This window comes from Streptomyces sp. NPDC079141, from assembly GCF_040686775.1.
Lineage (GTDB): Bacteria > Actinomycetota > Actinomycetes > Streptomycetales > Streptomycetaceae > Streptomyces.
Genome location: NZ_JBFBLP010000025.1, coordinates 40,730 through 63,323, shown reverse-complemented (window position 1 = coordinate 63,323; position 22,594 = coordinate 40,730). Strand labels below are relative to the sequence as shown.

At 71.5% G+C, this 22,594-nt stretch carries 13 protein-coding genes; 3 read left to right on the top strand and 10 right to left on the bottom strand.

Features of this window, described 5'->3' with window-relative positions:
* Window positions 1-3: 3 nt before the first annotated feature.
* From AB0Q90_RS39600 to AB0Q90_RS39575, 6 genes are all read right to left on the bottom strand, one after another.
* Window positions 4-2,190 (bottom strand): glycoside hydrolase N-terminal domain-containing protein, encoded by a 2,187-nt coding sequence (locus AB0Q90_RS39600; protein WP_363165227.1) that lies wholly within the window; start codon window positions 2,188-2,190, stop codon window positions 4-6.
* The gene (locus tag AB0Q90_RS39595; RefSeq protein WP_363165228.1) at window positions 2,187-4,154 is read right to left on the bottom strand and encodes a beta-galactosidase; all 1,968 of its coding nucleotides are present in this window, start codon (window positions 4,152-4,154) and stop codon (window positions 2,187-2,189) included. The genes AB0Q90_RS39600 and AB0Q90_RS39595 overlap by 4 nt, the downstream gene beginning before the upstream one ends.
* Window positions 4,154-6,352 carry a sialidase family protein gene (locus AB0Q90_RS39590; RefSeq protein ID WP_363165229.1) on the bottom strand — a complete coding sequence of 733 codons (2,199 nt, stop codon included), beginning with the start codon at window positions 6,350-6,352 and terminating at the stop codon, window positions 4,154-4,156. Before AB0Q90_RS39590 ends, AB0Q90_RS39595 begins: the two co-directional genes overlap by 1 nt.
* 127 nt (window positions 6,353-6,479) lie before the next feature.
* Window positions 6,480-7,415: a carbohydrate ABC transporter permease gene (locus AB0Q90_RS39585; protein WP_363165230.1), complete on the bottom strand. Its 936-nt coding sequence runs from the start codon at window positions 7,413-7,415 to the stop codon at window positions 6,480-6,482.
* A complete protein-coding gene (locus AB0Q90_RS39580; RefSeq protein WP_363165231.1) occupies window positions 7,412-8,446 on the bottom strand; it encodes an ABC transporter permease subunit in 1,035 nt (344 codons plus the stop codon). The genes AB0Q90_RS39585 and AB0Q90_RS39580 overlap by 4 nt, the downstream gene beginning before the upstream one ends.
* A 27-nt stretch (window positions 8,447-8,473) precedes the next feature.
* Window positions 8,474-10,165, bottom strand: a complete 1,692-nt coding sequence (locus AB0Q90_RS39575; protein ID WP_363165232.1) for an extracellular solute-binding protein — start codon at window positions 10,163-10,165, stop codon at window positions 8,474-8,476.
* Window positions 10,166-10,492: 327 nt separating this feature from the next.
* Here AB0Q90_RS39575 and AB0Q90_RS39570 point away from each other — a divergent pair, with 327 nt between their 5' ends.
* Complete coding sequence (locus AB0Q90_RS39570; protein ID WP_363165233.1) at window positions 10,493-13,312, top strand: glycoside hydrolase family 3 C-terminal domain-containing protein; 2,820 nt, start codon at window positions 10,493-10,495, stop codon at window positions 13,310-13,312.
* Between the two features lie 202 nt (window positions 13,313-13,514).
* Here AB0Q90_RS39570 and AB0Q90_RS39565 read toward each other — a convergent pair whose 3' ends face one another.
* The 3 genes from AB0Q90_RS39565 to AB0Q90_RS39555 form a co-directional block, all read right to left on the bottom strand.
* Window positions 13,515-14,960, bottom strand: a complete 1,446-nt coding sequence (locus AB0Q90_RS39565) for an aldehyde dehydrogenase family protein (RefSeq protein ID WP_363165234.1) — start codon at window positions 14,958-14,960, stop codon at window positions 13,515-13,517.
* Window positions 14,961-15,245: 285 nt separating this feature from the next.
* The gene (locus AB0Q90_RS39560; protein ID WP_363165235.1) at window positions 15,246-16,916 is read right to left on the bottom strand and encodes a PucR family transcriptional regulator; all 1,671 of its coding nucleotides are present in this window, start codon (window positions 16,914-16,916) and stop codon (window positions 15,246-15,248) included.
* A gap of 123 nt (window positions 16,917-17,039) precedes the next feature.
* Window positions 17,040-19,136: an ATP-binding protein gene (locus AB0Q90_RS39555; RefSeq protein WP_363165236.1), complete on the bottom strand. Its 2,097-nt coding sequence runs from the start codon at window positions 19,134-19,136 to the stop codon at window positions 17,040-17,042.
* A 240-nt stretch (window positions 19,137-19,376) separates the two neighbouring features.
* Between AB0Q90_RS39555 and gabT the strand changes: the two genes are divergently transcribed.
* Both gabT and AB0Q90_RS39545 read left to right on the top strand, forming a co-directional pair.
* On the top strand, window positions 19,377-20,711 hold the full coding sequence (gabT, locus tag AB0Q90_RS39550) for a 4-aminobutyrate--2-oxoglutarate transaminase (RefSeq protein ID WP_363165237.1): 1,335 nt from the start codon (window positions 19,377-19,379) through the stop codon (window positions 20,709-20,711).
* 181 nt (window positions 20,712-20,892) lie between these two features.
* Window positions 20,893-21,699 carry a phosphatase PAP2 family protein gene (locus AB0Q90_RS39545; protein WP_363165277.1) on the top strand — a complete coding sequence of 269 codons (807 nt, stop codon included), beginning with the start codon at window positions 20,893-20,895 and terminating at the stop codon, window positions 21,697-21,699.
* On the opposite strand, the gene AB0Q90_RS39540 is transcribed toward AB0Q90_RS39545, so the two are convergent.
* Complete coding sequence (locus tag AB0Q90_RS39540) at window positions 21,686-22,372, bottom strand: DUF4232 domain-containing protein (protein ID WP_363165239.1); 687 nt, start codon at window positions 22,370-22,372, stop codon at window positions 21,686-21,688. The two genes, AB0Q90_RS39545 and AB0Q90_RS39540, sit on opposite strands and share 14 nt — an antisense overlap.
* Window positions 22,373-22,594: the final 222 nt, after the last annotated feature.

Sequence of the window (22,594 nt, the reverse complement as noted above, 5' to 3'; positions counted from 1 at the left end):
GGGTTACCACATCCCCGGAGTGAGGACGTGGTCTTCTCCGGCGACGAGGTCGAGCGGTCTCGCGCCGGTGGAAGTCCTGAGGTCGATCCGGACGGTGCGCGTGGGGCGTATCACCGCGGTCGCTTCCTCGGGGGTCCAGCTGAGGTCGATCGAGGCCCCGAACCGGGTGCGGACACCGCGGAGTTCGCCGCTCGGACACGTCTTCGGCAGCGCGGGCAGCAGGACCAGCCGGTCGGGGGTGGACTGCACGAGCATCTCGATCAGCACGGCGGGCAGGGCGTGGGCGGCGTCGGCGTTGTAGACGTCGCGGTTCGGGTAGTGCGCGCTCATCAGGGAGGCGTGGAAGAAGTCGCCGTCCAGGACCTGGCCGAGGGCGTGGGCGACGCGGTCGCCGTCGCGCAGGCGGGCCGCGACGAGGGCGTGGTGGAGGTGGCCGTGCGCGGAGTCGTTCTCGGCGCCGCGGAGTTGGAGCGCGCGGTGGGCGGCCCGTGCGAGGTGGGGGGTGTCGTAGGGGTTGATCTCGTCGAGCGGCCAGACGGCGTAGAGGTGGCTGAGGTGGCGGTGGTCGTAGGTGTCCGCCAGGCCGGGCCGGGCCCATTCGGCGAGGGCGCCGTCCTCGTTCATCCGGTGCGGGGGGAGTTTCTCGGCGAGCGCTCTCCAGCGGTCGGCGTGCTCGGGGTGGTACGCGGCGGCCGTGTGCAGCGCGTGCCGGGCCGCGGAGAGGTCCATGGCCGCGTTGACCGCGCCCCAGCTCGCGTTCGCGGGCCGGTTCTCGGGTGAGTAGGAGGGCACGACGACCAGCCGGCCGTCGTCGTCGGTGCGGGTGAGGAAGTCCTCGTAGAACAGGGCCACTTCGGCGAGCGCGGCGGCCGTGCGCGGGTCGTGTGCGCCGCGCGTCTCGTCGTGGTCGACGAGTGGTTTGAGCAGCCAGTCGGCGCCCGCGGTCCACAGGTGCAGCGGGTACTCACGGCTGAAGTGGTACGTGTGCCCGGACTCGCCGTCGGTGTGCGAGGGCGCGACGACACCCCTGGTGCCGAAGATCGCGCGGGCGTTGTCCCGCCAGTCTGGGAGCTGACGGTGGATCAGTCCCGCCAGTGATGCGGTGACTTCGGGGAGGTCGGCGGCTGCCGCGGAGGCGGTCTGGAGGTTGAGGTTGGCGTTGGTGGTGAAGGCGCCCGACCAGGCCGTGTCCCAGTCGCCGGTCCACAGGCCGACGAGGCGGGGCGGGAGAAGGCCGCTGCTGGACAGCAGGTGGTAGCGGCCGGCCGCGAAGAGCCGCTCCGTCAAGGCCGTGCCGCGGGTCCGTTTGAGCAACTCCGAGCCTGGTAGGGCGCGTTCGGCGGGGTCGCCGCCGAGGTCGAGGGTGACACGGTCGTAGGCGGTGCGGTGGAGGGCGGCATGGCGGTCGAGGAGTCCGTCGTAGTCCATGGGCAGGTCGCGCAGGGCACGGCCGGCCTCGATCACGTCGAGTTCGCCGGTGTGCCGTCGGACCCGGGTGAGCAGCAGGACCGACGTGGCGCCCTCGACGCGCACGCCGGGCGGCACGAGGGTCGAGGTGCCGCCGGTGACCACGACGAAGGTCACGCCGGTGTAGGCGCGGTCGCTGTCGGGGTAGCGGGCGCGCAGGGTCAGCAGGGCGCCCTCGGGGGTGAGCACGGCGCCGTGGCCGACGCCGAGGCCTGCGGGGGCGCCGGGGAGGCGGTGGTCGAGGGAGATGTCGAGGGTCGGGCCGGGGGACGTGATCCGCTGGACGATCACGTCGTCGGCGCGGGAGACGAAGACGTGGCTGGTCCAGTCGGCGCACTCGGCGGTGGCCTCGCCGGTGGTGAAGTCGACGGAGCGGCGGTAGGCGTGCGCGTCGCCGGGCGGTCTGCGCAGCCGGATCGCGAACGCCGGGTGGAAGGGCTGTACCCACTGGAGGGGGCGGCCGTCCGTGAAGCTCTCGGCGGCGGTCTTCTCCCCGGCGAGGAGTCGGTCCTGGAGCGCGGGGAGGCCGGCGGCGAGCTGCGGCGGACGGGTGTGCTCGCTTCCGTTCGGGCGGACCAGGGTGTGATGGGTGACAATCACTCGGTCGTCGTTCGGATCGCCGAACACGAGGGCGCCGTGGTGGCCGTTGCCGCTGAGGAAGGCGTCCTCCCAGCGGGTGGCGGGGGTGGGCTCCCAGGTGGTGTGGACGGGGGCTTCGGTCATCGTTTGAGCACCGCCGCTCCGTAGCGGCCGAGGGTGAGCTCGTCCGTGACCGCCGCCCCCGTCAGCAGGTCGCGGTGGGTGCCGGGGACGGCGACGGTGACCGGCTCGCGCCCGTGGTTGAGCACGAACAGCGCCTCGCCGCGGCGGACGGCCTCGACGCCCGCGGGCAGTCCGTCGAGCACGGGCCGCACACCCGCGCCCGCGGCGATCCGGGCCAGCAGCGCGCGCAGGTCGTCCGGCTCGGGGAGCGTGGAGAGGTACCAGGCGCGGCCGGTGCGCAGCACGGCGGGCAGCCCGTCGAGCTCGCCGCCCTTGTAGCGGACGATGTCGTCGACGGTGTCCGCGGCCTCGATCTCCTCGGACCACAGCGTGCCGCGCAGGCCGTCGCACTCGACGCCCTCCCCCGCCTCCAGCGGCCACCACTCGTGCAGGACGCGGATGCCGAACAGCTCGCGCAGCCGCGCGTCCATGCCGCCGGGGCGCACCCGGTCGTCCTCGTCTGCGACGCCGGTGAGGAAGCCGGAGACGAGGGTGCCGCCCTGGCGGACGTACGCGAGGAGGTTCTCGATCGCCGCGTCGGTGAGCGCGTACAACTGCGGTACGACGACCAGCTTGTAGCCGGTCAGATCGTGCTCGGGGTGGGCGAAGTCGGTGGCGAGGTGGGCCTGCCACAGGGCGCGGTGCCAGGCGGTGAGAATCTGCGGATAGTCGACCTCGGTGGACAGACGGCCCTCGTGGGCGCCGGCCCACCAGGAGTGCCAGTCGTGCAGGATCGCGATGTCGTTGCCGGTGTGACTGTTCGTCACCTCGCTGGAGATTTCGGCCAGTTCGGCGCCCAGCCGCTTGATCTCCTGGTACGTGCGCCCCTGCTGCCCCGCGTGGCTGACCATCCCCGAGTGGAACTTCTCCGCGCCCTGCCGGGACTGGCGCCACTGGAAGTAGCAGACGGCGTCCGCACCCCGGGCCACGGCCTGGAGCGACCAGAGGCGGTTGAGGCCGTACGGCTTGGGGTGGTTGACGCCCCGCCAGTTCACCGGCCCGGCCGCCTGCTCCATCAGCATCCACGGCCCGCGCGCCTGGGAGCGGGTCATGTCCTGGACCAGGGCGCCGCTCTGGGCGCCGAGCGGGTCGCGCGGGTCGGGGTAGAGGTCGACGGAGACGACGTCCTCCTCCTCGGCCCAGCGCCAGGCGTCCTGCCCCGCCCACAGCGGCATGAAGTTGGTGGTGACCGGGAGGTGCGGGGTGTGCCGGCGGACGATGTCGCGCTCGGCGGTGTAACACTCCAGGAGCATGTCGGAGGTGAACCGCTTGAAGTCCAGCACCTGGGCGGGGTTCTTCAGGTAGTGGGCGTTGCGGGGCGGCAGGATCTCCGCCCAGTCTCCGTAGCCCTGGCTCCAGAAGGCCGTCCCCCAGGCGGTGTTGAGGGCGTCGAGCGAGCCGTACCTGCGTTGGAGCCAGCCGCGGAAGCGGGCGGCGGCCTCGTCGCCCCAGTCGTAGGTGCAGTACTCGTTGTTGATGTGCCACATGGTGAGGGCCGGGTGGCTGCCGTAGCGGGCGGCGAGGGCCTCGGTGATGGCGGCGGCGTGGCGGCGGTAGGTGGCGCTGGAGTGCGAGAAGTGCTGGCGGCCGCCCCACCACTCGGTGCGGCCGTCCTCGGTGACGGGCAGGGTGTCGGGGTACAGGCGGCCCATCCAGGGCGGGGGCGAGGCGGTGGGGGTGGCGAGGACGACGCCGATGCCGTTGCCGTGCATCAGGTCCATGAGCCGGTCCAGCCAGCCGAACTCCCTTGCCCCCGGGTGTGGTTCGAGCTTCGCCCAGGAGAAGACGCCGAGGGTGACGGAGTTGACCCCGGCGTCCCTCATGAGCCGGACGTCCTCGTGCCAGGTCTCCTCGGGCCACTGCTCGGGGTTGTAGTCGCCGCCGAAGAGGATGCGGCCCTTCGTCGCCGTGCTCAGGTCGGGCATCAGACGGGCTCCCCGTACTGGACGCCGCGGCCGTTGGTGGCCAGGTAGACGCGGCCGTACACGCGCGGGTCGCCGGTGACGGCCCTGCCGGTCCAGCCCCACTGGTGCCGGTCGTCGTTGACGCGCACCCAGGTCTTCCCCTCGTCGTCGGAGCGGTGGACGGCGTTGGAGCCCTCGGTCGCGCCGACCATGTAGATCGCCGGGTAGGAGGCGCCGTTGGCGGCCTTGCCGAAGCCCAGTGTGTGCGAGGCCCGGCAGCTGTCGACCTTGGTGAAGCCGGTGCCACCGTCGGTGGAGCGGTACAGCCCGGACTCCTTGGTGCTGAGCCACAGGTCACCGGAGCGACCGGGCGCGGCGGCCAGCTGGAACTGGCTGTCTCCGGCGGGCAGCCCGGTCGCACGCGCGGTGAAGGAGACGCCGCTGTCGGTGCTGGCGAGCAGCGTTCCCGAGTCGGTGTCGTACGCGTAGAACAGCGCCGGGTCGGCCGGGTCGGCGACCGGCGTGGCGCCCTTCGGAAAGGAAGTGACCTCGGACCAGGTGGCGCCGTTGTCCGTCGAGCGGTAGGCCGGGTACTTCGTGCCGTCCCAGTGCGCGAAGACCCACAGGAGCACACTGCCGTCGGTGTTGGTGGCGATCGGGCCGGGCGCGTCCTTGGCGAGGTCGGGCTGCGCCGCGAAGGGTGCCCAGGTCTTGCCGCCGTCGTTCGAGTAGGAGCCGTTGCCGTGGTCGCCCCAGCCCGTGCGGACGACGTACTCCGGCTTCGCCGCGGCCTGCGCGAGTCCCGTCGCCGACCCGAACACGGGGTTCGTGGCCATGCCGCGCGAGGGAGATGCCGTGAGCGAGTCGTGGTACATCACGCCGATGTCCCCGTTGGCGCTGAGCAGGTGCGCCGTTCCGACCGGCGGCGAGATCAGCCGGACGACGGAGGTCTCCTCCAGACCGCGGATCTGCGGAGCCCAGCGCTTGAGGTCGCGCGTGCCGTAGAGGGTGGCGCCGGTGCCGTAGACGAGGTGCCGTGAGTCGTACGGGTCGAGGGCCAGCGCCTGGATCCACCAGCCGAACTTGGGGGCGTCGTTGCCCCATCTGAGATAGGGGGTCTCGGACACGTCGAAGACGGCGGAGTCCTTGAGGGAGGTCCAGCTGCGGCCGCCGTCGGTGCTGCGGTACACGGTGTCGACGGCCGACCAGCGGTTGTTGGTGGAGACGACGACGGTGCCGGGACGGCGGGCGTCGACGGCGACGCCGCCGTAGCCGAACGTGTCGGCCGAACCGTCTTCGGTCGTCCCGCCCGGCCGCACCGGCGTGACCTCACGCCAACTGCCGTGGCCCAGCTTGTGCACGCTGCCGTCGGACTGCCCGTTGGGGCCGGGCGCGTTCGCGTACGTCACGTACAGCTCGCGGGTCTGCCGGTCGTACGCGGCGCGGATCGGCACCTTCGCGGCGGTGCCGGAGGGCTGCCCGGGGACGGCCTCCCAGGTGGTGCCGTCGGTCGTGCGGAACAGGTTGGGCGAGCTGCCGTCGGAGTCGCCCCAGCCCGCGTACAGGGTGCGGCCGGCGGCGACGAGCAGGGTGACGCCCTGCCCGCTGCCGCTCGGGGTGCCCGGGAAGCCGGTCGTCGCTGCCCAGGTGGCGCCCCGGTCGGTGGACTTGAGGAGCCCGTCGTGTCTGGTCCCCAGCCACAGGGTGTCGCTGTCGCGTGGGTCGACGAGCAGCCGCTCGCCCGCGCCCCGGCCGTCCTCGTTGGCGCCGAGCTTCACGGTCAGGTCGGTGCGGGTCCAGGTGGCGCCCCGGTCGTCGGAGCGCAGGACCGCCCCGTTCCCGGCCCAGGACTGGGTGTACGTGCCGAGGGCCAGGTACAGCCGGTTCGGGTGGGCGGGGTCCACGGCCATCGCCTCGACCCCGAGCAGGTTCCAGTCGTCCCAGCCGAGGTGGTCGGTCAGCGGGGTCCAGCGGGCGGTGCGGTCGTCCCAGCGGTAGGCGCCGCCGATGTCGGTGCGGGCGTAGGCGAGCCCGCGGACGGCTGGGTGGAAGAGGACGCCGGAGATGAATCCGGTGCCGCCCATGGCGGCGTTGCGCCAGCGGTAGGCGGGGGCGGTGGCGGCCTGCGCAGGCCCCTGCGTGAAGGGAAGGGCGGTGACAGCGGCGGCGGCAGCCGCTCCGGCGAGAACGGCACGACGACCAGGATATGACGCGCTCATGACATATACCTCGCTAATCGAGAAAGGGCAGGGGACGTACCCAAGGGGCGCGGGGAACTGCGCGACCAGCCACGACGGACCCTCAGCCGCCGTGGACCGGAAGCACCCCGTTCAGTGGGCGCGGCTGCTACCCCTTCACCGCCCCCGTGAGCATGCCCTTCTTGAAGTGCCGCTGGACGAACGGCGAAAGCACGGCCACCGGAAGCAACGCCATCACCATCACGGCCATCTGCACCGCCAGCCCCGACAACTGCCCCGTCTTGATGGCCTGCCCCATGCCCGTGGGAGCCTCCTGCTTCTGCAGCAGCTGGATCATGACGTTCTGCAGCGGCATCATGTCCTGGTCGTTCAGGTACAGCGAGGCGTTGAACCAGGCGCTCCAGTAGCCGACCGCGTAGAACAGCGTGATCACCGCGATGACGGCCCGGGACAGCGGCAGCACGATCTTCCACAGGATGCGGAAGTCCCCCGCCCCGTCGATCCGCGCGCTGTCGATGAGCTCCTGCGAGATGCCCATGAAGAACCCGCGTAGCACCAGGATGTTGAACACGCTGATCGCGCTCGGCAGGATCAGCGCGAGATAGCTGTCCGTCAGTCCGAGGGTCTGCACCAGCAGATACGTGGGGATGAGACCGGCGCTGAAGAACATGGTCGCCAGCAGGGCCATCAGGATCCAGCGGTGCCCCACCGAGCCGGTGCGCGACAGGCCGTACGCGCAGAGCACGGACACGGTCATCGAGAACGCCGTACCCACCAGCGTGATCAGGATGCTGATGATCGTCGCCCGGGTGACCTGGCCGCCGCTGAGCAGCTCCTGGTAGGCGACGAAGGTGATGTCCTTCGGCACCATCACCAGACCGCCGGCCTCATCGATGGTCTTGCGCGAGGAGAGACTGGTGACGACGACGATCCACAGCGGGAACAGGATCGCGAGGCAGGCGAAGCCGAGGACGAGGCTCTTGCTCGCCAGGCCCGCCTTGGACGGCTGCTCCTCCCACACCGGGCGGGGCGGCGCGGCCCACCGGCTCGGCTTGCGCGCGGGTTTGTCGATCACGGCGGTCACTTCTTGTACACCCCCTGCTCGCCCATGAGATGGGCCACCTTGTTCGCGGCCAGGACGAGGCCGATACTGATGACGCCCTTGACGAGTCCGGCGGCGGCCGCGTAGCCGAAGTCCTGGTTGCGGACGCCGTTCCACCACACGAAGGTGTCGAGGACCTCCGAGGCCCCTGGTCCGACGGCTTCTCGTTGCAAGAGGATCTGTTCGAAGCCGACCGTCAGGGCGTCGCCGACGCGCAGCACCAGCAGCAGCGCGATCACCGGCCGCAGCGCGGGCAGGGTCACGTGCCACATCCGGCGCCAGCGGTTGGCGCCGTCCATCGCGGCGGCCTCGTACAGATCGGGACTGACGGCTGCCAGCGCGGCGAGGAAGACGATGATCCCCCAGCCGGCGTCCTTCCACACGGTCTGCGCGGTGACCAGGAACTTGAAGGTGTTCGGGTCCGTCATGACGTTGAGGCCGTTGTGGCCGTGGTCGCGCAGCAGCTGCGAGAGCAGTCCGGCGCCGCCGAGCAACTGCTGGAAGACCGCGATGACCAGCACCCACGAGAAGAAGTGCGGCAGGTAGAGGACGGCCTGCGCGAACGCCCGGACCCGGGGCCTGAGCACGCTGTTGATGAGCAGCGCGAGCGCGATCGGGATCGGGAAGAACAGCACGAGCTGGAGGAAGAACAGCACCAGGGTGTTCTGGACCGCCTGCCAGAAGGCGGAGTCCTCGAAGATCCGCTGGAAGTTCTCCAGCCCCACCCAGGGGCTGTTCAGCATGGACACGACGCCGTTGTCGCTGATGTAGGGGTCGTAGTCCTGGAAGGCGACCACGTTGCCGAGGATCGGCACGTAGTTGAAGAGCAGGACGAGGGCGACGGCCGGCAGCGTCATCAGGAGCAGGACGCGGTCGCGCCTGAACCTGATCCGCAGACTCAGCTTTGCCGAGGGTGGTTTCTTACGGGGACCGGTGGCGCCGCCGGGTGCCACCGGGGTCTTCTCCGTCGAATCGGCCTCGGCGCTGCTCCGAGGCACCGTGCTGTGCGACACGGCCGTTCTCCTTGCCTCGGTATGGGGTCAGTTGGCCGCGGAACCGTTCTCGTCGAGGATCTGCTTGTACCAGTCGCGCAGCCTGTCGCCGCCCTTGCTCTTCCAGTCGGAGACGGCCTGCTGCATGTCGCTGATCTTCTTGCGGCCGCGGACGATGTCGTCCTCCAGCTGCTCGAAGTCGTTGGAGAGGTTGGTGTAGCGGCTGGGCTCGGTGATCTGCATGCCCCAGAAGGAGGACTTCTTGGTGAAAGCGCCCATCCGCTGCTGCCACTCGACCTGGCCCCTCGTGACCTCCGGATAGTCGGGGTGGGCAAGGGTCGGGGAGGGGCTCGCGACCATGACGTAGGCGTTCACCACGTCGATGTTGCCCTGGTCGGTCTTGCTGGGGACGCCGTCCTTGACGGTGTAGTGGGTCCCCTCCACACCGTAGTTGGTCATCATGTACTCCTTGGTGCCGTACGGCGCCGCGGTGACGTTGGCGACGGCGAGCACGTCGCGGACGACCGACTCGGAGGCGTTCTTGTTGACGAAGGCGAAGATGTTGGCCGGCTGCGTGGCCCACAAGGTGGGCTTGCCGCCGTCGTGGCCCCAGATGTCCATGCCCCAGGCCTTGAAGTCGGGGTTCTGGGCGGCCTGTTCGGCGGTGCGGCCATACCACCCCGAGAGGTCCGCGGGGTAGATCAGGAGCTCACCCTTGGCGAACTTGGGGCCCGGGTCCGGGGCGTTCTTGCCCATCCCGGAGTCGGGGTGGACGACGCCGGCGGCGTACAACTTGCGGGACCACTCCAGCGCTTCGAGGAACTCCTCGGTCTCGACACGGTTGATCAGCTTGCCGTCGACCAGGTTCCAGCCGAGCGGCTTCTCGCCGCCGGAGAGCACGCCGAAGGCGCCGAAGGCGGTCCACTTCATGTCCAAACACGCCCAGCGCTTGGCCTTGGCGTTGGTGATGTCCTTGGCCAGGGCCATGAACTCGTCGCAGGAGGTGGGGATTTCGTACCCCTCCTTGTCGAAGATGTCCTGGCGGTAGAGGGGCACGATGTTGCCGACGTAGGAGGCCGGCATCGGCAGGCCGCGCAGCTTGCCGCCGAAGATGGAGCGCTGCCAGGCGCCGGTCGGAATGGCCGCGAGGTTCGGGTAGTCCTTGACCGCGTCCCCGGAGAGGTAGGGGCCGAGGTCGGCGAACTTGCTGATGATGGCGCTGGGTATCTTGCCGCCCATGTTCCAGCCGGGGACGACCACCACATCGGGTACGTCGCTGGAGGCGAGGACCGCGCCGAGCTTCTGGTCGTAGGTGTTGCCGTCCTGGTTCTGCCACTTGACGTCGACACCGATCAGGTCGTTCATCGCCTTGTAGTAGGCGTTGTCGCCCTTCGGCGGGGAGCCCCAGAACGGGGACATGATGGTGACCTGGCCGCCCTTGCCGAGCTTCTTGGGCACCGAGGTCTTCAGGTCGGCCAGGTCCAGCTTGCTGGTGAAGCCGACCGCGGAGCCGTTCTTGGCCGGGAGGTCCGGCACGACGACGTTGCTGGCGACGTAGGCCGGGAGGATCTTCTTCGCGTCCTTGCCCGACGTGGTGCCGTCGCGCGAGTCGCTGTCCGAACCGCCACAGGCGGAGAGCAGCGGCATCCCTCCCGCCACCGCTGCGGCGGCAACCGCCGAGGAGGCGAGGAAGCTTCTCCTGCTGGGCGCGGAGGAGGCGGAGGAGGCGTTCGGCGTCATTGCGTCAACCCTTCGTGGCGCACCTGGACACCCGGCGGTGGGCCGTCGGCTGCGGTGTCTTAAGTGGAACTGGCTGAGCTGAAGCGATTCTCCGACCAAGGGGAGGAACTCTGATAGTCGAAGCGCTTCGATGTTGCTGTGAGGTTAAGTGAACGTCCGGGGGCGCACAAGGGTGGCTTCCAAGATTCCTCCTAGGCGACAGAGGTGACCTTTTCTCATGCACCACTTGAAGTGTTGGCGCTGGTCCCTTGACACGCGCCCTTACGTCGAATGAGCATCGAAGCGCTTCGAAAGCATCGCACCGATCCATCGCAAGGGATCCTCAACGTGACCGCACCCACGCCGCCCACACCGCCATTCCGCGATCCGCACCTGCCGTTCGCGAAGCGCATCGACGATCTGCTGGCACGGCTTACCCTCGACGAAAAGATCGGGTTCCTGCACCAGTTCGCCCCGGCCGTCGAACGGCTCGGCGTCGCCGCGTTCCGCACCGGCCAGGAGGCCCTGCACGGCGTGGCCTGGATGGGCCCGGCGACGGTCTTCCCACAGGCGGTCGGCCTCGGCGCGACCTGGAACACCGAGCTCGTACGGTGGGTCGGCGAGGCGGTGTCCGCGGAGATCCGCGCGATGCGCGCCCGCGACGACCGTATCGGCCTCAACGTCTGGGCCCCGACGGTCAACCTGCTGCGCCACCCCCTGTGGGGCCGCAACGAGGAGGGCTACTCCGAGGACCCCAAGCTGACCTCGGCGATCGCCACCGCCTACACGCACGGCCTGCGCGGCGACCACCCGACGTACTGGCGCACCGCACCGGTCCTCAAGCACTGGCTGGCCCACAACAACGAGACGGACCGGGACACTTCGTCCTCCTCCGTCCGCCCGCGCGTCCTGCACGAGTACGACCTGCGCGCCTTCCGCGAGACGGTCGAGGCGGGCGCGGTGGCCGGTGTGATGCCGGCCTACAACCTGGTCAACGGCCGCCCCAACCACGTCTCCCCGTACCTGCGCGAGCACCTGCGCGCCTGGACGGACGATGACCTGCTGGTCTGTTCGGACGCGAGCGCGCCGTCCAACCTGGTCGACTCCGAGCACTACTTCGACACCCACGAGGAGGCGACGGCGGCCTCGCTGCTCGCCGGCGTCGACAGCTTCACCGACCACGGCACGGACAGCACGAAGATCGTCGCCCGGATCAAGGGGGCCGTGGAACAGGGCCTGTTGACCGAGGCCGACATCGACACCGCGGTCCGCCACCACCTCTCGGTCCGCTTCCGCCTCGGCGAGTTCGACGGACACGACGAGCCCGGCGCCTTCGACACCCCCGAGCACCGCGCGCTCGCGCAGGAGGCCGCCGAGCAGGCGGTCGTACTGCTGAGGAACGACGGTGTGCTGCCGCTGGCCCCCGACACCCGCATCGCCGTGGTGGGCCTGCTCGCCGACGAGTGCAAGCTCGACTGGTACAGCGGCACCCTCATCCACCGCTCCACCCCACTGGAGGGCCTGTACGAGCGGTTCGGCGCCGAGCGCGTGGAGTTCGCGGAGGGCGTGGACCGTATCCGGCTGAGGACCTCGACGGGCGCGTTCCTGCACGTCCCCGAGGCGGACGCCGACGACAAGGTGCGGGGCGCCGAGGGCGCGCTGGACCCCGCGCTCCTCGCGGGCCGCACGGACCTGCCTCCCCTGACGACCGACCCGGCCGGCACCGAACTCGCGCTCGTCGACTGGGGCGAGGGCCTGCTGACGCTGCGCGCGCCCGACGGCCGCTACCTCTCGGTCGCCGAGGACGGCTGGGTACGCGCCTCCGCGGACCAGCCCGGCGGCTGGGTCGTCCAGGAGACCTTCCGGTTGGAACCCCACGGAAACGGACACCTCCTGCGGCATGTCGGCACCGGTCGCCACGTCTCTGTCGCCGCCGACGGCGTGAAGGTTGCCGAGGCGAACGCGGAAGTCTTCGACCTGGTCGTCGTCGAGCGCGGCGAGGAGGCGGTGGCCCGCGTCGCGGCACAGGCCGACGTGGTGCTGGTGGTCGCGGGCAACGACCCGCACATCAACGGCCGCGAGACCGAGGACCGTACGACCCTGCGCCTGCCCGCCCAGCAGGAGCGGCTGCTGCGGTCCGCCAGCGCCGCCAACCCGAACACGGTGCTGGCACTGGTCTCCGCCTACCCCTACGCCGTCGAGCCCGGCCCCCTGCCGGCGCTGCTGTGGACGGCCCACGGCGGCCAGGCGGCCGGCACCGCACTGGCCCGCGTGCTGGCCGGCGACGTCTCACCGGCGGGCCGGCTGCCGCAGACCTGGTACGCCGAGGACGCCGATCTGCCCGACCTCCTCGACTACGACGTGATCGGCAGCCGCCAGACCTACCTGTACTTCGAGGGCACCCCGCTCTTCCCGTTCGGCCACGGCCTGTCGTACGCGTCGTTCTCCTACGGCGACCTGACCGCGCGAGTGACGAGGGACGCGGTGCACGTCTCCTGCACGGTGACGAACACCGGCGATGTGACGGCCGACGAGGTCGTCCAGCTCTACACGCGCGCCGCGGACCCCTCGGTCCCGCGCCCGCGCCGCGAGCTGGCCGACCACCGGCGGATCACCCTGGAGCCGGGCTCCCGGACCGGGCTGACCTTCGAAGTACCCTTGTCCGCCTTCGAGTTCTGGGACGTGGCCCACGGCCGGTGGCGCCGCGAGCCGGGCCCGTACGACATCCTGGTCGGCGCGTCCAGCGAGGACGTCCGGCTGCGGACGACCGTGCTCCTCGACGGCGACCCGGCCGCACCGCGCCCGGTCCGCGAACGCGGCCTGGACGGCGCCGACTTCGACGAGCAGAGCGGCGTGGAGATCGTCGACCGCACCAAGGCGTCGGGCGACGCGGTGACGGCGGCCGGGGGCCGGTCCGGTGAACTGCTCTACCGCGACTGCGACTTCGGCAACGGCGTCACACAGGTGACGGCGACGGTGGCCGGCGAGGGCGTGGTGGAGGTGTCACTGGACGGGGGTCCGGCACTGGCCGTGCTGACGCTCTCCGGAGCCGGTGGCCCGTACGACTACACCACGGTCGGCGCCGCGGTCGCGGCCGAGGGCGTGCACGACGTCCGCCTCCGACTGCGCGGCCCGCTGCGGCTCGCGCACGTCGGCTTCTCCGGTTGAGGGTCCGGACGAAGCCGGCACAGGGAAGGGGCCCGGCACCGGAAGGCATCGGTGCCGGGCCCTTTCGCGGGACGGCGATCGCGTCGAGAACGACACTACCTGAAAATGGTTCCCATTAGCTAGGGGTTCCTGCGGCAAAGGCCGACGGCCGCAGCCCCCGCACAGTGGGCTGCGGCCGTCCTTCTGACCCGTCCGTGGCAGGTCAGAGCGCGAGGCCGGTGAGGACCAGGACCCGCTCGTAGGTGTAGTCGTCCATCGCGAACTTCACGCCCTCACGGCCCACACCGGACTGCTTGGCGCCGCCGTACGGCATCTGGTCGGCACGGTAGGAAGGCACGTCGCCGATGACGACACCGCCGACCTCCAGGGCCCGGTGGGCGCGGAAGGCGGTCTGCAGGTCGCGCGTGAACACGCCCGCCTGGAGGCCGTACTTGGAGTCGTTGACGGCGGCGAAGGCCTCGGCCTCGCCGTCCACCTTCTGCACGGTGAGGACCGGCCCGAAGACCTCCTCGCAGGCCAGGTTGGTGCCGGCCGGTACGTCGGCGAGGACGGTCGGCGCGTAGGAGGCACCGTCGCGCTTGCCGCCGGTGAGCAGGGCGGCGCCGACCTCGACGGCCTCCTGCACCCACGCCTCGACACGCTTGGCGGCGTCCTCGCTGACCAGCGGGCCGACGTCGGTCGTGGCGTCGCTCGGGTCACCGGTGACCTGGGCCTCGACGGCGGCGACAATGCGCGGCAGCAGCCGGTCGTAGACGGAGGCGTCCGCGATCACGCGCTGCACCGAGATGCAGGACTGGCCGCCCTGGTAGTTGGAGAAGGTGGCGATACGGGTGGCGGCCCAGTCGAGGTCCTCGTCGCTCGCGAAGTCGGCGAGGACGACCGCGGCGCCGTTGCCGCCCAGCTCCAGGGTGCAGTGCTTGCGCGGCACCGACTCCATGATCGCGTAGCCGACCTTCTCGGAGCCGGTGAAGGAGATCACCGGCAGGCGCTCGTCCTGGACGAGGGCGGGCATACGGTCGTTGGACACCGGGAGGATGCTCCACGAACCGGCCGGCAGCTCGGTCTCGGCGAGCAGCTCACCGATGATCAGGCCGGAGAGCGGGGTGGCCGGGGCGGGCTTGAGGATGATCGGCGCGCCGGCGGCGATGGCCGGGGCGATCTTGTGCGCGCACAGGTTGAGCGGGAAGTTGAAGGGCGCGATGCCGAGGACGACGCCCTTCGGGAAACGCCGGGTGAGGGCCAGCCGGCCCTGGCCGCCCAGGTCGGTGTCGAGGCGCTGGGCCTCGCCGCCGTTGAAGCGGCGGGCCTCCTCGGCCGCGAACCGGAACACGGAGACGGCACGGCCGACTTCGCCGCGCGCCCACTTGATCGGCTTGCCGTTCTCCGCGGAGATCAGCTGCGCGATCTCCTCGGTGCGCTCGACGAGACGACGGCTGACGTGGTCCAGGGCGGCGGCGCGGACGTGCGCCGGGGTGGCGGCGAACTCGTCCCGTACGGCGTACGCGGCGGCCACGGCCTCCTCGACCTGGGCGTCGTTCGGCATGCTCACCTTGCCGACGAGCCGGCCGTCCCACGGCGAGGTGACGTCGAAGGTGTCCTCGCCGGTGACCTGGCGGCCGGCGAGCCAGAAGGCGTGGGTGGAAGTCATAGTCGAGTCCCGGCCCTTCCGCGTTGGGGGTGGGTGTTCCTTGGTTCGGGGTCCACGGTAGGGGCGCGGGGGCGCGCGGGCGTTTGTCCGAGTCGTAGTAGTGGGGGGTCAGGGTTTGCCGGAGTGGCGGGGTGGGGTGTTTCTCGCCCCCGCCGCCCCTACCCGTCCCGTCCCCCAGGGGCTCCACCCCTTCGACCCCGCCGGGGGCTGCGCCCCCAGACCCCCGCCTCGGCCCTGAACGGGCCTCGTCCACAAACGCCGGACGGGCCGGGGAACGCCGACCGGCTACTCCGCCGACGTCGCCTTCAGCGCCAGCCACAGCTCCATGCGCACGTCCGGGTCGTCCAGGGAGCGGCCGAGGATTTCCTCCACGCGGCGCATGCGGTACCGGAGCGTGTGCCGGTGTACGCCCAGGTCCGCCGCTGCCGCGTCCCACTGGCCGTGGCGGGAGAGCCAGGCCCGCAGGGAGGCGACCAGGTCGCCCCGGCCGGTCGCGTCGTGCTCGTGCAGGGCGCGGAGCAGGCCGTCCGCGAACGCCCGTACGGCGTCGTCGGCCAGCAGCGGCACCACGGAGCCGGCCGCCAGCTGCTCGTGCTCCACGCACACCCGACCGCGCCGGCGCGCCACCGACAGCGCCTGCTCGGCCTGCTTGTACGCGGCGGCCGCGGCAATCGGCCCGACCGGCGCCGAGAGCCCGACGACCAGTTCGTCGTCCTGCGTCTCCCGCACCGCGGCACCCGCCCGCGCCGCCTCCAGCGCCGTCGCGTACTCAGTGATCGCGGCGACCGCGGCCCCGCAGTCCGCGGCCAGCACCACCAGCCGCTCCCCCTCCGGCACGACGAGCACCGCCTCCCCGGCCCGCGCCGCGGCGGCCTCCACCACCTCGGCGAGCGCGCCGAGCGGATCGCCGTTGGTGTCGGTCGCCGCGGCCAGTGCCGCCGCCGACGGCTTGGCGGTGGACTGCGGACGCTCGGCGGGCTCCACGGCCGCCAGCGCCGCCGACACCGCCACCGACTCGGCGACGATCATCCGGAAGGGCGCGTCCAGGAGACCGCCGTAGAGGTCCCCGGCGACCGCCCGGGCGTGGTCCGGCTCCCCGGCGAGCAGCATCCGCAGCACCGCCGCGCCGATCCGCTGCTCGGCGGCGTGCAGGGACCGCGAGCGTTCCGTGGTCAGGGTGAGCAGGGCGATGGCCGAGTGGACGGCGTAGCGCTCGGCGGTGCCGAGGGCCGCCGCCGTGCCGACCGCGAGCGCGGCGCGCGGCCTGCGACCCGTGCCGAGGCTGTGCAGCTCCACCCGGTCCTCGTTGTCGGGACCGGTCCCGCCCACCACCGAGGAGGCCGGCGCGGGCCGCTCCCGCAGCCGTTCCACATCGGCGGTGAGCCGGGCCGCGCGCCGCCCGGCCCACTCCGGCGCCGTGGCGACGACGGCGCCGGACGCGTCGTAGAGCGCGGCCCAGCCGTCGACCTGTGAGGCGAGCGCGCCGAGCAGCCCCTCGGGCCCGTCCGTCAGCGCCTGTTTGGTCAGCTCGCGCTGGGCGGCGAAGCCTGCCGTCACCGCCCGGTACTGATCGGCCGCGATCGCCGCCGACACCGCCTTGCTGATGGCGAGGAACGGTGTGCGGCGCGGCACCTCCAGCAGCGGCAGCCCCTCGTGCTCGGCCGCCTCGACCAGCGCCGCCGGGATGTCCTCGTAGTTGACGCCGACGGCGAAGCCGAGTCCGACGACGCCCGCGCCGACCAGCCGCTTCACATAGCGGCGCATGGCCTCGGGGTCCTCCGCGTCCAGCTTGAGCGCGGTGATCAGCAGCAGCTCGCCGCCCTCCATGTAGGGGACGGGGTCGGCGAGCTCACTGACGTGCGCCCAGCGGACGGGCACGTCGAGCCGGTCCCCGCCCGCCCGCACGGTGAGCTTGAGCGCGGAGTGGTGGACGAGCGAGGCGAGCGTGGGGGGCATGAGGCCTTCAGGTCTTCTGGTCTTCAGGTCGGTGAAGTCGGCGTGATCCTTGTGATCATTTGGCCGCTACGTATGAACGACCTATGCCGATTCTGCCTCACCGTACGGTCACGAGGTGACCGTTCACTCCCGCAGATCCACCAGCAGCGGCGGCGCGTGCTCGCCCCGCACGTTCGTCAGCGACAGCACCGCGTGCCCGGGCGGCACGGCGTGCGCCAGTTCGGACGCCGACCAGCGCTCCCGCTCGACCTGGCGCACGGTCACCGCGCGCGCGGTCGGCGCCTTGCCGGTGATGACCCGCCGCACCGCGTGCAGCGCCTTGCCGGCCGGGGTCTCCGCGATGATCTGCCGGTCGGTGACGTCCCGCGCCTCGGTCCACTCCTTGCCCCACACCTCGGCGAAGTCCTGCCCGTCCCACGGCGTCAGCCCGGACAGCGCCATCCGGCACCCGGCCGCCCCGAGCAACGGCCCGCGCAGCGGCCTGGGCACGTCGTCCAGGGTGCGCAGGGTCAGCACGGCGCCGGCGTTGCCGGACCGCAGCCGCTGAATGCCACGCACGGCCTCCGGCGTCACCACACCGGTGGCGTCGTCGAGGATCAGACAGGCGAACAGCGACCGGTCCTCGCGCACCGCCACGCTCGCGCTGAACTGGGCGAGCACGAGCCGCGCCAGCATCCGCGAGGCGTCCGCATGCCCGCGCGCGGGCAGGTCGATGCGGACCCGTACGGGGTGGTCGAGGGCCTTGAGGGAGAAGGGCCGCGACTGCCCCGAGGTGTCGAAGAACCCGGCGAACGCCGGCCGGTCGAGCAGCGCCACCCGGTCCGCGAGCACGCCCCCGACATCGCCCGGATGCGCCATCTGCCGCTCCCTGGCGTCCAGTTCGCGCAGCAGCGAATCCTGCCCGGAGCCCTGGAGCGCCGTGCGCAGCTCCCCGAGCGGGCCGGGCGCCCCGTCCAGCAGCTGCCGCAGCTCCGGCACGGACGGGAAGCGGCCGTGTACCGCCCGGAACGGCCCGAGCAACTGCGCCAGCACGGTCGTCGAGCGGCGGCTGTCGCTCCCGGGGTGCGGGTCGACGAGGTCCCCGGCCAGCGCCTCGGCCAGCACGGCCGCGGCCTCGTCCGGGTCGGTGGTCCCGCCGTACAGGTCGAGGTCGTACACGGACTCCGGATTCCCGATGCGTACGACGACGTCGTAGGCGTCGGCCGGGCCGAGCCCCGCGCCCGCCGCGCCCACGACCACCACGGCGGCGCGCCCGGCGAGCGCGTGCAGGCACAGCGACTCGGCGAGCGGCCGGACGACGGTGCCGGACTTGCCGGAACCGGCCGGCCCTACGGCGAGCAGGGAGGTGCCGAGCAGCTCGGGTCCCAGGGCGAGGCCGGTGCCGCGGTAGGCGTACGGGTTGCGGGCGTCGTCGGCCGTGGTGCCGAGGCGCACCTGGCCGGTGACCAGGTCGTGCCGGGAGAGCCGGGCCGGCAGATCGCGTGCGCCGGAGGGGTGCAGACAGGCGGCGGCGCCGTCCCTGAGCACGGCGCCGGTGAAGGTGGACAGGTCGTGCCTGCCACTGCGCACGCTCTGCCAGGCACGGGCGATCCGGGCGTGGTCGACGTCCCGCATGAGCCCGGCCTTCGCCTCACCGGAGAGCCGCTCGGCGGCGTCGACGGCACCGGCGGCGCGCAGCTGCGGCCACTCGGCGGGGTCCTGCTCGGGGGCGGGCGGGCGCTCGGCCACGGGGGCCCGGCGGGTCCAGGCGGACGGGCCGTAGCGGCGCCAGACCTCGCTCCAGCGGCCGATCTTCCCGAACACCGCGAAAATGCCCGCGAACACGAGGCCTGAATAAACCCACGAAAGGGTCCCCAGTGCGCCAGAGCGCCCCATCGTCCAGGAATCGGGAGCCAAGGCGTACCACGGCCACTGCCAGAAGCCACCTAGGTAACCATTCCACAGCAGCGAGCAGAGCAGCCATCCGCACAGGAACGCGATCAGCGCCCCGCTCAACAATTGCCGCGCCGGAATCTCCTCAGGCTCCTCCTCCGGCCTGGGCTTGTGCCCGAACCGCCAAACGCCGGGCAGTGCCTCCGGCCGGGGCGTGCGCAGCCAGGCCAGGAAGGCGGAGCCGTCTGGCAGAGGCGGCATCGAAGGCCTCGGCGGCACAGCGGAGCGTGATCGTGGCACAGGCGTCGCGTGCGTACCCCGCGCGTCCTGCGTCCCGTCGCTGTCCATCGCCCTTGCCCCCTGACCAGCCGTTCCGTCCACCATCAGCGAGCCAATCTAACGCCCCCGCAAGGGGAGTTCACCGTTTGCGGCTCCGGCGCGCGGGACGGACCCGGACACCCGCTATGTCCACCACGGACAACCGGGCACACCGAAAACGCCCACATGGAGCATGCCCACCCCCCTCTCCCCGTCCTAGCCTGCGAGAAAAGAGAAGACAAGCATCCGCAAAACCCCCAGGAGCCCCTCATGACCGACCTTCCGCAGGAGCGCCGCGTCGTCACCGCCATCCCCGGCCCGAAGTCGCAGGAGCTGCAGGCCCGCCGCGTCGCGACGGTGGCGCAGGGCGTGGGTTCCGTGCTGCCGGTGTTCACCGCGCGGGCCGGCGGCGGCATCATCGAGGACGTCGACGGCAACCGCCTGATCGACTTCGGCTCCGGCATCGCCGTGACCAGCGTCGGCGCGTCCGCCGAGGCCGTCGTACGCCGCGCCTCCGCGCAGCTCGCCGACTTCACCCACACCTGTTTCATGGTGACGCCGTACGAGGGTTACGTGGAGGTCGCCGAGGCCCTCGCCGAGCTCACCCCGGGTGACCACGCCAAGAAGTCGGCGCTGTTCAACTCCGGCGCCGAGGCCGTCGAGAACGCCGTCAAGATCGCGCGTGCGTACACCAAGCGCCAGGCCGTCGTCGTGTTCGACCACGGCTACCACGGCCGCACCAACCTGACGATGGCGCTGACGGCGAAGAACATGCCGTACAAGCACGGCTTCGGTCCGTTCGCGCCCGAGGTCTACCGCGTCCCGGTCGCCTACGGCTACCGCTGGCCGACCGGTGCCGAGAACGCCGGCCCCGAGGCCGCCGCCCAGGCCATCGACCAGATCACCAAGCAGGTCGGCGCGGAGAACGTGGCCGCGATCATCATCGAGCCGGTGCTCGGCGAGGGCGGCTTCATCGAGCCGGCCAAGGGCTTCCTGCCGGCGATCGTGAAGTTCGCCAACGACAACGGCATCGTCTTCGTCGCCGACGAGATCCAGTCCGGCTTCTGCCGTACGGGCCAGTGGTTCGCGTGCGAGGACGAGGGCATCGTCCCCGACCTGATCACGACCGCCAAGGGCATCGCGGGCGGTCTGCCGCTCGCCGCCGTCACCGGCCGCGCCGAGATCATGGACGCCGCGCACGCCGGTGGCCTGGGCGGCACCTACGGCGGCAACCCGGTCGCCTGCGCCGGTGCGCTGGGCTCCATCGAGACGATGAAGGAGCTCGACCTCAACGCCAAGGCGAAGAACATCGAGGCGATCATGAAGGCCCGCCTCACCGCCATGGCCGAGAAGTTCGACATCATCGGCGACCTGCGCGGCCGCGGCGCCATGATCGCCATCGAGCTGGTCAAGGACCGCACCACCAAGGAGCCGAACCCGGAGGCCACCGGCGCGCTCGCCAAGGCCTGCCACGCCGAGGGCCTGCTGGTCCTGACCTGTGGCACCTACGGCAACGTGCTGCGCTTCCTGCCGCCGCTGGTGATCGGCGAGGACCTGCTGAACGAGGGCCTCGACATCATCGAGCAGGCCTTCGCCCGCATCTGAGCCGCGTCACATCCGCCCCAGCCCTGACAAGCGCTTTCGTTCCGGGGCTGGGGCCGTGAGCGGCAGAGGGTGTGAAGAAGGTGTGCGGGGTGGCTGTCAGGTCTCGATTCCGACTGTCTTGGGCGCACCCCCTGTCGTAGGTTCTACCCAGATGAGAGATACACCCCGCCCACAGGGGACTGTGGGCGACATCAGGCCGGGGCCTCCCCAGCTTCGACCTGGTCGTGCCCTCGCGCACACATACGGAGCCTCCGGCTCCGGATCTCCTCACCGATCGGACAGTCGCCCGCCCCAAACCCCCCGGGGCGCGCGGCCATCCGATCCGGACGGCCGCCCCGCAACAACCCCCCCTGTTCCGGGGCGGCCGACCTCCCTCCTCTCCCTTCTGGGACTTCTCGGGCTTCCCGCCCTGCTGTTCGCGCTGATCACCTGGCAGGTCGTGGCCGACGGCCCGCTGGTGCGGGTGGACGAACGTCTCAGCCGAGCGCTCGTCCACCCCGACCGCGCCTCCGAACTCCTCGCCGACCTGGGCAATGTCCAGGTCGCGGTGCCCGTGCTCGGCGCGGTGCTCATCCATGTCGCCCGGCGGTCCCGGCGCGCCGGTGCGGACCGCTGGTGGTGGCCTGCCACGGCCGCGGCCCTGCTGATGGCGCTGGTCCCGGCCCTGGTCGTCCCGGTCAAGGAGCTGACCGACCGCCCGGGCACCCCGGTCGTGCCACCGGCCACCGGCTACTTCCCGTCCGGCCACACGGCCACGGCGGCCGTCGCGTACGGCGCCGCCGTCCTGCTCCTGCTGCCCTGGCTCCGCACGGCCTGGACCCGCCGCACGCTCGTCGTCGCCTACGGCCTCGCCGTCCTCGGCGTCTCCTACGGGCTGGTCCGGCGCGGCTATCACTGGCCGCTGGACGTGGTGGCGAGCTGGTGTCTGTCCACCGTGATACTGACCGGTTTCGTCCTGCTGCTCGGCCGATCCGTCAGGACTGAGTGACGGGGCGCATCGCGAGGCCCTCGGTGCCCGCCCAGGCGGTCACCCGCTGGCCGTCGTCCGCCGACAGCACATCGACGGGCATCGGGACGTCGACCGGCTCGTCCGGCTCGCTCTCCCCGCCGGGGCTCCCGAGGCCGAGCGTCATGCGCGTCGCCTCGTAGGTGTCCATCCCACCGCCGCTGACCAGCAGCCCGGCGTATGCCTCGGCGCCCGGAGCGAGGGTGACCGCCTCTGCGGAGTCGGTTCCCTCCAGCACGGGGGCCGGGCCCTGGGCGTCGCCGAGCGTGACCTCGGGGGCGCCTTGGACATCGCACTTCTTGTCGCCGGCATTCGTGACGACGAGGAGGACATGCCGGACGTTCTCGCCTGTCCCGTCGTAGTCCGTCGCGGAGACGGAGAGGTCTTCCATGGTGCAGAGAGGGGTGGTGGAGCTGTCGTCGCCGCCCTCTTCTCCTGTGCTGCCGCTGTCGTCCGGCTCCGTCGGGGCCGTCTCGGCGGACGTCGCCGAACTCGTCGCGCTCGGCCGGTCCGAGGACTTGCCCTCGTCCGCCGTGTCCGACTCGCACGCCGTGGTCGCAAGCAGCGCGGCGGCCGCCGCAGCCCCGAGGACGTAGAACTGCCGGCCTCTGCGGTTGGTGCGGTTCTTGCGGTCCTTGCGAGCAAGCGCGCTCATGATGCCCCCGTGACAGGCCGTGTCCGGCCCGCTGTCGACTGCTGATGACGAGCCGAGTCTGGGGCACGCATCGATCCGAACTTGCGCGTCGTGCGCGTCTGTTACCGCTCAAGTACAAGGAAGCAGCGGTTCCGCCGGTAGATCACGGACCAACGAAACGAACCGCTCGCGGATGGGGGTCCGCGTCGGCCGCACGGGCGGCCGACGAGAGTGCGGTGACGC